The sequence below is a fragment of the Psychrobacter luti genome (assembly GCF_014192115.1).
GTDB lineage: Bacteria > Pseudomonadota > Gammaproteobacteria > Pseudomonadales > Moraxellaceae > Psychrobacter > Psychrobacter luti.
In genome coordinates this window covers 299,101-312,406 of the sequence record NZ_JACHXL010000003.1, presented here as the reverse complement: position 1 = coordinate 312,406, position 13,306 = coordinate 299,101, and the positions used below count along the sequence as shown (strand labels likewise).

The following is a 13,306-nucleotide window of genomic DNA, read 5'->3' as shown; positions in this document are numbered from 1 at the left end:
TATTAACTATGTCAACAAAAAGTACTTATTACGCCCCAACTGGCGGCTTGCCTCCGCAAACACAGCTACTATCCGATCGCGCTATCTTCACCGAAGCTTATGCGATTATTCCCAAACGTGTACTAACCGACATTGTTATTAGCTACCTACCGTTTTGGGAAGGCATGCGGATGTGGGTGATTGCCCGTCCTTTAAGCGGTTTTGCAGAAACTTTTTCACAATACATCGTTGAAGTCGCACCGAATGGCGGCTCTGATAAGCCTGAGCTGGATACCAATGCAGAAGCCGTATTGTTTGTCGTTGAAGGTGAAATGGATATTACTATCGAAGGCGAAGCGCATCATCTTGAAGCGGGTGGCTATGTTTTCTTACCACCAGCATGTAAATGGACATTAAAAAACAATAGCGACAAACACGTTAAATTTCATTGGATTCGCAAAGCTTATCAGTTTGTAGAAGGTATTGATGCGCCCGAACCTTTTGTCACCAGCGATCACGATGTTGAAGCGATTGAGATGCCGGGCACAGATGGCGTATGGGCAACCACTAGGTTTACAGAGCAGTCTGATATGCGTCACGATATGCATGTGAATATCGTCACTTTTCAACCGGGTGGTGTGATTCCATTTGATGAAACGCATGTTATGGAACATGGCTTGTATGTATTAGAAGGTAAAGCGGTTTATCACTTAAACGGTGAATGGGTAGAAGTTGAGGCGGGTGATTTTATGTGGCTACGCGCATTTTGCCCACAATCTTGTTACGCTGGTGGTCCTGGTCCATTTAGATATTTACTATATAAAGACGTGAATCGTCATATGCCGTTTATTCGCCCAGCACGATAAGACATCCGCAACAATAAACAGTATATAAGCGTAATCATTAATGCGATTGAGTCATTTTCTTTCAGATGATGGTTTAAGCCACGTACGGGTCTATAGTAAAGCTGCCGATACTGCCAATTAAATGACCCTGCCAACATTACTAACTACATAGTAAGGTGAATTCATGAGTACTACAATTATAGCCAAACCTTTGACTAAAGCTAAATTTGCACCGTATGGTAAGGTTATTGAGCCGTATGATAAAGACGAAGAAACGCCTGAAAATTGTTATGAGATTAACAATGGCTACGCCAAGCGCCATCATGCTATCGCTGAATCTAAGCTTGATGGTGGCAGTGTAGGCATGAGTATTTTCTGTGCCAAAAAGCGCGAATTTCCTATTGCCTTATCAGTGATGGAGTATCATCCGTTTGGTACACAGGCTTTCTTTTCGATGAATGGTCAGGATTATATTGTCGTGGTTGCGCCTAAAGGCGAGCCGCCACAGTCTGCTGATGATTTGACCGTATTTTATGCCAAGTCTCATCAAGGTGTGCAATATGACGCCAATGTTTGGCATCATCCACTGCTCGCACTTGGCTGTGACTCTAACTTTTTAGTGATTGACCGTATCAATGGCGAAGGCAATAACTGCTATGAGCTCGATATCAATGATTGGCAGGTACAAATTGAGCTTGCAAAATAGACCAGCCAGCTAATAGCAATTAGCTGGCTTCTTATGCTTATTAGCTCAGATTTAACACATTAAACTTGTTCAATAAAAAATATTATATCGATTACTGTTGAAACATTAAGTCAGATTACTTGTTTTTCTTGTACTACTGTACTAGAATACTGAAACAAGATATCATTTGCCCTACTATTATAAAGATTAAATACTATGAGCACTAACCCCTATCACAGTTTATTAACTCATCTCGCAAATTGCAGTGACAGTGCCGTTATAGAGCTATTATTCAGTGCACTATTAACCCATAAAGAGCAGCAAGAAATCGCCAATCGAATTCGTATTTTTGACTTGCTTGAGCGTGGTGTGACCCAGCGTGAGATATCTGAGCAACTGGGTGTTGGTATCGCTACTGTTTCGCGCGGCGCTAAAGCAATGCAAGCGCATGACCTGAGTGCTTTACTAAAGACTCATAGAGAAAGCACATCTACTAAAGACGCTTAACTCGTTAAAAATTATGATGTTAATCCGCCTTATTTTTATCTGATAAATAATTGAACTATTTTGGACATTATTATGACCTCTGCTACTTCCAAGCCTAATCAGCCTGCGGCTATTGATATTCCTAGCAAACCACAGCGTATTAAGCTCACGCAGGATATAGATTTTTTTGCGTTATTTAAACGTATTGAACACGCTTTTGAGACCTGTTATTTACTTGAATCATTGGGTGAAGATGGTCATATGGCGCGCCATCATGCCATCGGTTTCGACCCCGTTATGACCATCGCCGCTATCGACCGTAGTACCTTAGCGATTACTGATAATAAAACCGCTAAAACCAATCATTATCAAACTGACAACCCTTACGAGCTACTACGTGGAATTACCCCGCAGCACGTCATTGCTCGTGATCAAAGCGGTGGACTTGTCGGCTACTTAGGGTATGACAGTGTCAATTTTTTTGAGCCCAGCCTCAATGCTAAGGCGAGCGACGATTTTGAACCCTTTAAATTTGGCGTATATTTAGATGGTCTGACGCTTGATAAGATGACAGGCGAGATTTTCTATTTTTACTATCCAACCGCACAGCAAGATAATCGCATCGAGCAAATCAAAGCTTTGCTCGACGAACCTATCCCAAGCTATGAGCCGCCCACCGTTGAGTTTTTGGGTGATGGCATGAGCCAAGAACAGCATGCTAAAGTCGTTATGCAAGTCAAAGAAGACATCGTCTCTGGGCGTATCTTTCAGTGTGAGGTTGGCTTTAAGTCCAAATATCGCATCGCCGGTGATAAGATGCCGATTTATGAAAAGCTGCGTGCGGTCAATCCATCACCGCATATGTACTTTATGAAATTTGCTAAGCAGTGCATTATTGGCGCCTCCCCTGAGCTATTATTTCGCTTACGTCAAGGTGAGATGGAAACCTATCCTCTCGCAGGCACCGCCAAGCGAGGCGTCGATATAGTGGAGGATCGTAAGCTTGCCCGTGCGCTACTTAATGATGCCAAAGAGATTGCCGAACACAATATGCTGGTTGACCTGCACCGTAACGATATCGGTCGCGTCGCACGCTTTGGTACGGTAAAAGTCCGTAGCCTGATGGATATCAAACGCTTCTCACACGTCCAACACATCTCCTCTGAAATCGTTGGGATTTTGCATCCTGATGAAGATATGTTTAGCGCCCTTGCCAGCAATTTCCCCGCTGGCACCTTATCGGGCGCACCAAAAATCGAAGCAATCAAAGTTATTAACGAGCTAGAACCTGATGGTCGCGGTGCCTATGGCGGCGCGCTTGGCTCATTTAATTTCAATGGTGACTGCATTTTTGCCATTCCTATTCGCAGTCTATTTATCAATGGCGAATCCGCCTATGCACAAACCTGCGGCGGTAATGTCTACGACTCCAATCCTGCTGATGAATACTTAGAAATCCAACGTAAGCTTTCTGCCATGAAAGTGGTCTTAGACAGCTTTATGACAGCCTAAATTCCCTATATTTCAGCAAAGAGCTTATGACTTATGAATGTTTTAATTATCGATAACTACGACTCGTTTACCTTTAATCTTTATCAATATATCGGTGAGATTTTGCAAACCATGGACGGTGTTAAAGACGGTGTTAAAGAAGCAGCCAATGTCATCGTCAAACGTAATAACGAGATTACCTTAGCTGATGTGCAAGCAATGAATCTTGACCGTATCATCATCTCACCCGGTCCTGGTGCCCCTGATGACCCAGCTTATTTCGGTATTTGTGCAGAAGTGATTGAGGTAATGGGAAAAACAACGCCGCTTCTTGGCGTTTGCTTGGGTATGCAGGGTATCGCCCACGTATTTGGCGGTGATGTGGTAAGAGCCGGCGTACCGATGCATGGCAAAGTTTCAGCCATTCGCCATGACGACGCAGGTGTCTATCAAGGCTTGCCGCAAGAGATAGAAATCATGCGCTATCATTCTTTAATGGTGCAGGCTGACACCTTACCTGACTGCTTAACCGTCACCGCCGTCGTTGCTAATGACGAACATCATGATTTAAGTTTGGCTGACTCGGCACTAGCTGGTGATGAAATTATGGGACTGCAGCATACAGAATATCCGATTCAAGGTGTACAGTTCCACCCAGAGTCGTTTGCTACTGAAGGTGCCAAACGCTTACTAACCAATTTTTTACTGCAAGTTTAAATCATGCAGCTCAAGTAAATTGAATTTTAAGTTTAACGGACTTGTATTAGTCCTTCATTAACGCTTTAATGATAGACTGAAAACAACAAATAAAAGGCAGCCTTTAACAAGGTTGTCTTTTATTATTTCAGCATAGTACTAAGCAATAGGCAATGGGCAATGAGTATTAAGTCAAAAAAGCGCCATTAGCTAAAAAGCTTACACAGCTTATTGTGTGGATTTTATTGCAATTAAAATAGAGAGTGATATGGCACATACGGATAGCGCAATGTCAGCGCGGCAGTCATGGATAGGCACTATTCAAATTATCACAGCCGCTGTCTGCTGGGGTACCTTGGGGATATTTTCGACCTACCTCAATCAAATCGGCTTTAGTGGCTGGCAAATTACCATTTTACGTGTTGTGACCGCCGCTTTTCTTATTCTTGTCATGTTACCAAAGCTATGGCCATACCTAATTAAGCTGGGTCTAAAGCAGTGGCTTGGACTGGCAATACAATCATTAATTGGCGTACTCGGTATGTCGGTCTGCTATTTTTTTGCCGTTATCTACGTTGGTGCAGGTCCTGCCGTTGCTTTGCTTTATACCGCGCCCGTTTTTAGCTTATTATTTTCGGCAGTTTTGCTTAATGAATCCATTACTCGGCAGTCAGCATTACTGGCGCTGATGGCAGTATTCGGCGTTGGTTTAACCATGTTAGGCGATGCGGCACAGGTCAACTGGGGCATCGTGCTTGGGCTACTATCAGGCGTGTGTTATTCGCTCTATGGTGTACTCGGTAAGCGCGCGATGCACTATGCGCACCCTGCTCCTTTGGTGTTTTTTACCTCTATTGTTATCAGTGCTGGCGTATTGCTATTACTACCCGAGACCTATAAAACGTATGGGCAACTATTGACCTTGCCTTTACATACTTGGGGCTACGCCTTAGGACTGTCTTTGATTGGAACCGTCGTGCCCTTTGCTCTCTATATGAAGGCATTGGAAAAGCTGCCTGCCACTCGCGCATCGATATTTACTATCTTTGAGCCTTTAACCGCGATTGCTTTGGCCACGCTATTACTGCATCAATCATTATCGTGGATTCAATACGTGGGCGTGATATTGATTTTACTGGCGGCTTTATTCAATGCTGTATTAAATGGTAATACCACTCGTGTACCGCGTTGGTTAAAAAGACGGCAAAAGATTTAGTCTTACTTTCTACTATCTTGAACAGCCTTTTTTTAGTTTTTATAAGACAAAAAAAGCCCCAACTATAAGAATATCGTTGGGGCTTTTGCTTAACAGCTTTTAAAACCTTACTTTATGGTAAAGCACTTACGCTATAAAACTTAATAGACAATTTGAATCACTCTCATTATTGCACAATGCGCTGCAAAAATGCTTGCGTACGTGGATGCTTTGAATCCTCAAATAACTGCTGCGCGCTGCCCTCTTCGACTACAACACCGTCTTCAATCAAGACCACATGATCAGCGACATCACGCGCAAAGTTTATCTCGTGGGTCACAACAACCATCGTCCAGCCTTCAGAGGCCAGCTGTTTCATGGTTCCAAGGACATCTTGTACCAGCTCTGGATCAAGCGCCGAGGTTGGCTCATCGAACAACAGTAACGACGGTTCAATAGCGAGCGCACGCGCAATACCAACGCGCTGCTGCTGACCGCCAGATAACTGAAAAGGGTACAAATCCGCTTTATCTGATAGACCGACTTTTTCGAGTAAGGCTAAAGCCTGTTCGCGCGCTTGCGCTTTGCTTTGACCTTGTACTACCGTCGGCCCAAGCATCAAGTTCTCAAGCGCGGTCTTATGCGGAAATAAATTATAAGACTGGAACACCATGCCAGCTTTACGTTGTAATGCTAGCAAGGTTTTCTTCTTAGGTTTAGTGGCAAAATCCACCGTCAAGCTGCCATCATCAAAAGCAATAACGCCTTGATCAGGGATTTCTAGTGCATTCAGACAACGCAAAAAAGTCGTTTTACCCGACCCTGAAGGGCCTAATATCACGACTACTTGACCTTTATGAATGGTCAAATCAATGCCTTTGAGCACTTGATTGCTACCAAAGGCTTTGTGAATATTGCTGACTTGAATCATAAAAATTCCTGTTAAGCGGTTAATGCTAAATGCGATATTGCTAAGACTGTCATAAAATCAGTAGATGAGCGGACAAGCTACTTAGCCACATATCGATCGAGACGGGTTTCAAGCTTACCTTGGATAAAGGTCAAGAATAGACAAATACCCCAATAAATAACCGCCGCTTCAGTATAAACCAGCATAAACTCATAGTTACGCGCGGTAATAATCTGTGCTTCCTTAAACAACTCCGTGACCAGTACCAGTGACGCCAACGACGTATCTTTTACCAAACTAATAAAGGTGTTGGATAGCGGTGGCACGGAAACGCGTAACGCTTGCGGCAAAATCACATGACGAAAGGTCTGTAGATACGTCAAACCGACAGTCGAACCTGCTTCCCATTGACCTTTTGGAATAGACAAGATCGAGGCACGCACCGTCTCTGACGCATAAGCACCGATATTCAGTGAAAAGGCAATAATCGCAGAGGGAAACGGATCAAGCTTTAAACCAACACTGGGCAAGCCATAAAAGATAATAAACAGCTGCACGAGCATCGGTGTGCCGCGAATGGCAGACACGTAAATACGGGCAAGTCTATAGATAATCTCGTGAAACCAGCCAGCACGCGGCACAATACGAATCAGCGCCACTGTCAGCGCAATTGCCATACCAATCGCAAATGAAATCAATGCCAGCGGTATCGAATAATAGATACCGCCTTTGAGCATTGGCCAAAACGAATTGATAACAATCTGCGCTCGCGCAGGGTCCATAAATGGCAGCAGTGCCAATAGTTCAGCTATCATAGACGTGATGGAGGCGAGCATTATTTTTGTTGACTTATATCAGCACCAAAGAATTCTTCGCTAAGTTTGGTTAGCGTCCCATCGGCGATTAGCGCGGCCATGGCTTCGTCTAATTTTGCTACAACGGCATCATCACCTTTTAGCAATACCAATCCCGAACCGGTCTGCTCACTAACAGGGGCTGTCAGTTTAATCTCAAGCTTAGCGTCTGGAAATTTCTTTAGATAATCCAATACCGCAAGATTGTCATTCATTGTAAGGTCAGCACGGTCTTGTTTAACCAATTGAATCGCTTGCGCCATACCATCGACAGGGACAATTTCTGCGCCATAACGCTCTGCTAGCTCACCATAGTTACTGCTGAGCGACTGTGCTGAACGTAGACCTTTTAGACCTTCCCACGAGCTATAGCGATTGTCATCAGTTGGGGCTAAAACAACAGCACCTGACCAGCTATAAGCTGTCGCTTTATCATATTTTGCTAAACGCTCAGGGGTGGTGAGACTGACCTGATTGGCGACCATATCAAAACGCTTAGAGTCTAAACCTGCCAGCATCGCATCCCATTGGGTTTCTTTAAATTCAACCTTCACGCCTAGTTTGTCAGCAACGGCGCGTGTCACTTCGACATCATAACCGGTGAGCTTACCGCTCTCATCATGATACGTGAACGGCGGATAAGTGCCTTCAGTACCGACGTTTATGGTTCCGCCATTATTGATACGCTGGAGCAAATCAGAACCACCACTCGTGGCACTGTCCGCAGCGTTGGTTTCAGCTTCATTGGTAGATGACTGACCACAAGCGGCAAGTAATACGGTACTAGCAGCAAGGGCTAAAAGAGTACGACGTTTCATAAGACGTCCTTATAAAGTAGGTGAATAATGCAAAAAAGTATCAGACCAACAAATAGGGAGAAAAACGGAGCAAACAGTTTTGACTAAAAAATCGAGCCTATTGACTGTCATACTTGGCTTTGATTTCCCGATTTGAGGATGCTAAAGATATTTTTCAATACTGTTTTTATATTATGTTGCATTGGCCAAGCTAAGTGACGGTTAATATTAATAATAATTTTAACCGACAACGCAGGTTATGCAACACTGACTTACTACTATACTAACGTAATTGGGTAAGAATAAACGTACAAAAACAGTGAGCATGGGTAAGATTGCTAGCATTTACTGGCTAATAAATGTTTATGTCTCAAATTTTAAATAAAACCAGCTATAAAAAAACCGCGCCTATCATATAAGATAAGCACGGCTTTTAAGAGACAGCGTTAGTTTTTAATAAATACTTAGTTCAAAATCCCATAAGCACACAACGCATCAGCCACGCGTTTAAAACCAACGATATTTGCACCCGCCATATAGTCAATATAGCCATCATCAGTTTGACCATATTGTTCTGACGCTTCAGCTGCACAGTCATGAATATTCTTCATAATGCACTTTAAGCGCTCATCGACTTCTTCAAAGGTTTTATATTGGCGAACTGAGTTTTGTGACATCTCAAGACCAGATACGGCAACACCGCCCGCATTAGCCGCTTTACCTGGCGCATAGTGCACACGATGCAGACGAATATAATCAATCGCTTCAGCGGTCAATGGCATATTAGCGCCTTCGGCAATATATTTGATGCCGTTTTCAACCATTAACTTAGCATCGTCTTCGTTGACTTCGTTTTGAGTCGCTGATGGAATGGCGATATCACCTTTGATATGCCATGGCTTTTGCTTAGCTAGCCACTCACCACCATACACATCAACATAGTCACACAATGGTTTGCTTTGGGCTTTTTGTTGTTTTAGCCAATCAATTTTTTCTTGATCCATGCCGTTTGCATCATAAAGCGTCCCTTGTGAGTCAGATACGGTCAGTACCGTTGCACCTAGCATATGCGCTTTTTCAGCAGCATGTAGTGAGACGTTACCGGCACCTGATACTAGAACCTTTTTACCTTTAATGTTGTCGTTTTGCGCAGCCAGCATGCTTTCTAAGAAATAAACCGCGCCATATCCAGTCGCTTCGGTACGCATCAAGCTACCGCCAAAACCCACGCCCTTACCAGTCAAGACACCGCCGTGCTCACGCGTCAAGTTCTTATACATCGCAAACATATAGCTGACTTCGCGTCCGCCGACACCGATATCACCAGCCGGCACATCAATGTCTTTACTGATGTACGGATGCAGCTCACGCATAAAGGCGTAGCAAAAACGACGAATTTCGCTGTCAGACTTACCCTTAGGATCAAAATCAGCACCACCTTTACCGCCGCCCATTGGCAAACCCGTCAAAGCGTTTTTAAAAATCTGCTCAAATCCTAAAAACTTTAGCACCGATTGATTGACGGTAGGATGGAAGCGGACGCCACCTTTATAAGGACCTAAGGCGTTACTAAACTGTACACGCCAGCCGCGGTTTACCTGTACTTCACCTTTATCATTTTCCCAGTTGATACGAAAAGCGAAAACACGGTCAGGCTCGACAAGACGCTCAAATATTTTGAGGGTCTCATATTCCGGATGAGCGTCGTATAGCGGGGCAATAGTGATTGCAACTTCTTTTACTGCCTGAATAAACTCAGGTTGGTGGGCGTAACGTGCTTCAACTTTTTCGATTGCCTGACTGATACTCATATAGGTTCCTTAAGGTAAAAATGGTAATCATGCTGATTTACACCGGCGTTTTATCGTTTAACCGCAAACGACGGGATGAAAAACGCGAGTGTGGGATTGAAATCGTACCTATACGCTGCTGAGTGCTGCTAGGTATAGGAACTGATGGGATTAGAAGCCAACTGAATGTGTCTCTAAATCATAAACCCAGAAGCACAAACAAGTTTTATCTCATAACTATATATCATTTTTTTGGTGTATAAGTCTAGTAAATATCGCCATCATGAAAAGTTATAATGGACATTTTTCTCATTATAAGCTATCGACGACGTGGTCGTGAAAACTCATGGGTCAAAAAACCTTTACATTTATTTGGCTTTTTTAATGCCATTGCATAAACAAAACATAGGGTAATGACATGGCATTCACTGTTTTATTTAATTATTTAGATGATTAAATAAAGGTTCAAACTTGTAAAACATAATCATACTAGCCAACTTATATTTACTAAAAATAGACTGTCTAAGATAGACGGTCATCAAAGCGCACTCAAAGGTTAAAAATAAGCAACTTTAGGCCTTTAACGAGAGTTTCTCTATATCAATACTAATAGTAAGGGTTTATAATATTGCCCGCTCATCACAGACTATTGAAGATTTTATTCCTTCTTATTGTGTCACTTTTTCCATTTAATCACTCGTTACAGAGAAATTGTTATGCGTACAGATTCATTCCAGCAAATCTTAGAAGACCTAAACAGCTCATCAGCCGATGTGGAAGCATCGGCCCTTATCTCTAACGACGGTCTTATGATTGCATCGGCCTTACCGACAGGCGTTGATGAAGACCGTGTTGGCGCGATGTCTGCCGCTTTATTGTCATTAGGTGACCGCGCAGGTCGTGAATTGGCTCGTGGTAGTATCGACCGTATTATGATCCAAGGCGAAAAAGGCTACGTGATTATGACCTCATCAGGCGATGAAGCGGTATTAACCATTATGGCAAAACCAAATGCCAAACTGGGTTTAATATTCTTAGACATTAAACGGGCCTCTGAAGCCCTTGCAAAACTGATTTAACTGCTAAATTTAAAGGTTTTTCGATACAGTGTTATGCGCTATCAGCACTATAAATTATTTAATAAACAACACTTTAAATGAAAACTGACACCTTGTCTTATAAAAATTATTTAAGGTATTGCACACTGTTTATATTGAATAGGTGGTTGGATTGGTTAAACACGGATTTACCGAACACTTAAAAAGCCTAACCACCATGAAGTATTTGGAGCCTATATCGAGCCTTATTTAACAGTTTTAACAGACAAGTTTTATATTTGAGTTTAACCATTTGGTTTCAGACAGCGGCTTAAGCAATTAGTTTCAACCATACGTTTAAGACCATAAACTGAAACCAAATCCGCTTTTTAATAATTATCAAAATAATGATAAATAAAGGAGATTACAATGGGTTCTCCACTCCCCGACGCCATGAAGCCTGAGATGCCAGCCGAACAAGTCAGCATGACTTATCACGATGGCACTTCGCGCACTGTTTATGATACCGGTATCGAACGCCCTTACCCTGACGGTAAGCTGATTGTGTCACGTACCGATTTAAACGGTGTTTTGACCCACGTTAATGATGCCTTTGTCGAGATTAGCGGCTATGACGTCGATGAATTAATTGGCAAGCAGCATTATATTTTACGTCACCCTGACATGCCAAAAGCGGCCTATAAAGATTTATGGGCGACCGCTGCTGCTGGGCAAAAATGGCATGGCTATGTGAAAAACTTATGTAAAGATGGCAGCCATTATTGGGTGTATGCCACTGTGGTGCCAAATGTACGCCGCGGCGAAACCGTTGGCTATACTTCGGTGCGCCGTAAGCCATCACGCAGCAAGATTGATGCGGCAATCGCTCAATATGCCCAAATGAAAAAAGACGAGGAAGCGTAAATCATGACGACACATAATATGTTAATCGCCCCTGATTTTTCGCCTGAGCGTTTTGCAGGCTGGCACATGTTTAACACTTTGATTCAAAAGCGTGCCAATCTCAATATGCACCTAAACATACCCAGCTCGCAAGCTGAGCAACAAGGCATTATCAATCAAGGCGATATTCAGGTTATTTACGCCAATCCTTTTGATGCTGCGACGCTTATTCGTGAGCAAGGCTACCGTGCGGTTGCGCGTCCTATTGGCAAATCGGATGAGATGGTGATTGCCGCTGCGGCTAATAGCGATATCAATAGCCTAGAAGATATTAAAGCTGGTGCTAGCGTGGCGATGGCTGATAATCGCGATGTAAAGCTGATTGGTTTACGCCTGCTTGAAGCGGTCGATATAGCAGAGGCTGACCTTAATTGGAAGGTGACTGAAACTTATCAAGCGGCAGCGCGCCAAGTAATTAAAGGTGACGCACAAGTGGCGTTCTTTATGGCGGAGATTTTCCATAGTTTTTCACGTCTAACCAAAGCGCAGTTATCAGTGCTAATCGAGAGTGATTTGGCAGATATCAGCCATGTCTTACTGATTAAAGAAGGCTTTACTGATACTGACACCTTGATGGATGCGATTCTTAATCTGCATAACGATGATGATGGTAAAGAAGCCTTGGCTGAGCTTGGGATGCCTCAAGGTTTTGAAGCCATGGATGAAGAAGACGCTGAATTTATGATTGATTTGATGCAAACCTTACTTGATTAGCCTATTTGTGATTCATGGTTTATGGTTAATTGGCATCTTACTTAAATCATAGTAGTTATTGAATAGCGTTCGTTTAACAGCGCTCTTTTAATAATGTTTGTTTAGCAGTAATTGTTTGATAGTAACTGCTTAACAATCAGCATTAAACGGCACTTATTGAATAACAGCTATGGCTCACAGGACACTCTTATGTCTGATTTAGATCTCATTAAAGAAAGTGAAATGGCGGCGCGGCGCGTCTATCGTCTTTACTCACGTAAGATATTTATCGCCCCAAACAATCGACATTTTCACGAACAACGCATCAATGCGGCCCTACTTTTAAATGAAAAAGAGCCGCTGCAAGGCGCAGTGGCCGACTTCTTTTATGGCTGCTGGTATGACATTCCCTATGATGTCACCAATATGTTTACCCGCTTGCAAGGTCGCATGCTGCCGCATATCGAGCAAGGTTTTCGTGATTGTATTGATAAAAAAAGCTATATTCAAAAAAACAGTATGCTAGCAACGCGCTGGAGCGTACTGGTCTCGCCATCGTTAAATGAACAAACCCAGCGTCTGCGTATCAGTAGTGATGATGCCAAAGAAATCGCCAAAGATATCACCAGCGACTTGATGCTTGCCCGTGATAATCAAGACTTGGACACCATAGAACAAATCGAAAACGAGTTTTTTGCCCATTGTATCGCTCGTCATGACCGTCTGGCGTTCTCCTTGGTTTGGTTTCGCTTAGGCAAAAGTGATTGGCAATTTGATGAGCGCTGGAATCATTGTCAGCAAAAACTTGACCAAACTACAAATGTATAAAACGCCTAGATCCTAACTTGCTTATTTTTAACCCCATCATAAAAAATCCATCTAACG

General features: G+C 43.0%; 14 protein-coding genes. 10 read left to right on the top strand and 4 right to left on the bottom strand.

The genetic code is table 11. The annotated features are described in order from the left end of the window. Positions 1–8 precede the first annotated feature (8 nt). The 6 genes from FHS24_RS08245 (at position 9) to FHS24_RS08220 (ending at position 5,398) form a co-directional block, all read left to right on the top strand. Positions 9–845 carry a bifunctional allantoicase/(S)-ureidoglycine aminohydrolase gene (locus FHS24_RS08245; protein ID WP_183620573.1) on the top strand — a complete coding sequence of 279 codons (837 nt, stop codon included), beginning with the start codon at positions 9–11 and terminating at the stop codon, positions 843–845. 163 nt (positions 846–1,008) lie between these two features. After that, positions 1,009–1,530: an ureidoglycolate lyase gene (locus FHS24_RS08240; protein WP_183620571.1), complete on the top strand. Its 522-nt coding sequence runs from the start codon at positions 1,009–1,011 to the stop codon at positions 1,528–1,530. 195 nt (positions 1,531–1,725) lie between these two features. Further along, entirely contained in the window at positions 1,726–2,016 is a 291-nt protein-coding gene (locus tag FHS24_RS08235) for a Trp family transcriptional regulator (RefSeq protein ID WP_183620569.1), read from the top strand. Positions 2,017–2,088: 72 nt separating this feature from the next. Next, positions 2,089–3,507, top strand: a complete 1,419-nt coding sequence (locus FHS24_RS08230; protein WP_183620567.1) for an anthranilate synthase component I family protein — start codon at positions 2,089–2,091, stop codon at positions 3,505–3,507. Between the two features lie 33 nt (positions 3,508–3,540). Beyond that, positions 3,541–4,203 carry an anthranilate synthase component II gene (locus FHS24_RS08225; protein ID WP_183620565.1) on the top strand — a complete coding sequence of 221 codons (663 nt, stop codon included), beginning with the start codon at positions 3,541–3,543 and terminating at the stop codon, positions 4,201–4,203. Between the two features lie 247 nt (positions 4,204–4,450). Beyond that, positions 4,451–5,398, top strand: a complete 948-nt coding sequence (locus FHS24_RS08220) for a DMT family transporter (protein ID WP_183620563.1) — start codon at positions 4,451–4,453, stop codon at positions 5,396–5,398. 166 nt (positions 5,399–5,564) lie between these two features. Here the strand turns inward: FHS24_RS08220 and FHS24_RS08215 are convergent, their stop codons facing one another. The 4 genes from FHS24_RS08215 to gdhA all read right to left on the bottom strand — a co-directional run bounded on the left by FHS24_RS08215 (position 5,565) and on the right by gdhA (position 9,749). Further along, positions 5,565–6,308, bottom strand: coding sequence for an amino acid ABC transporter ATP-binding protein (locus FHS24_RS08215; RefSeq protein ID WP_183620561.1), 744 nt, complete (start codon positions 6,306–6,308; stop codon positions 5,565–5,567). A 77-nt stretch (positions 6,309–6,385) separates the two neighbouring features. Next, positions 6,386–7,123 carry an amino acid ABC transporter permease gene (locus FHS24_RS08210; protein ID WP_320158068.1) on the bottom strand — a complete coding sequence of 246 codons (738 nt, stop codon included), beginning with the start codon at positions 7,121–7,123 and terminating at the stop codon, positions 6,386–6,388. Next, positions 7,123–7,959: an amino acid ABC transporter substrate-binding protein gene (locus FHS24_RS08205; protein WP_183620559.1), complete on the bottom strand. Its 837-nt coding sequence runs from the start codon at positions 7,957–7,959 to the stop codon at positions 7,123–7,125. Before FHS24_RS08205 ends, FHS24_RS08210 begins: the two co-directional genes overlap by 1 nt. Before the next feature lie 443 nt (positions 7,960–8,402). Beyond that, positions 8,403–9,749, bottom strand: a complete 1,347-nt coding sequence (gene gdhA / locus FHS24_RS08200) for an NADP-specific glutamate dehydrogenase (RefSeq protein ID WP_183620557.1) — start codon at positions 9,747–9,749, stop codon at positions 8,403–8,405. 695 nt (positions 9,750–10,444) lie between these two features. Between gdhA and FHS24_RS08195 the strand changes: the two genes are divergently transcribed. The 4 genes from FHS24_RS08195 (at position 10,445) to FHS24_RS08180 (ending at position 13,249) form a co-directional block, all read left to right on the top strand. Further along, on the top strand, positions 10,445–10,807 hold the full coding sequence (locus tag FHS24_RS08195; protein WP_010201036.1) for a roadblock/LC7 domain-containing protein: 363 nt from the start codon (positions 10,445–10,447) through the stop codon (positions 10,805–10,807). Between the two features lie 387 nt (positions 10,808–11,194). Further along, positions 11,195–11,689, top strand: coding sequence for a PAS domain-containing protein (locus FHS24_RS08190; RefSeq protein ID WP_183620555.1), 495 nt, complete (start codon positions 11,195–11,197; stop codon positions 11,687–11,689). 3 nt (positions 11,690–11,692) lie between these two features. Then, the gene (locus tag FHS24_RS08185) at positions 11,693–12,442 is read left to right on the top strand and encodes a PhnD/SsuA/transferrin family substrate-binding protein (RefSeq protein WP_183620553.1); all 750 of its coding nucleotides are present in this window, start codon (positions 11,693–11,695) and stop codon (positions 12,440–12,442) included. A 189-nt stretch (positions 12,443–12,631) separates the two neighbouring features. Beyond that, positions 12,632–13,249, top strand: coding sequence for a hypothetical protein (locus FHS24_RS08180; protein ID WP_183620551.1), 618 nt, complete (start codon positions 12,632–12,634; stop codon positions 13,247–13,249). Positions 13,250–13,306: the final 57 nt, after the last annotated feature.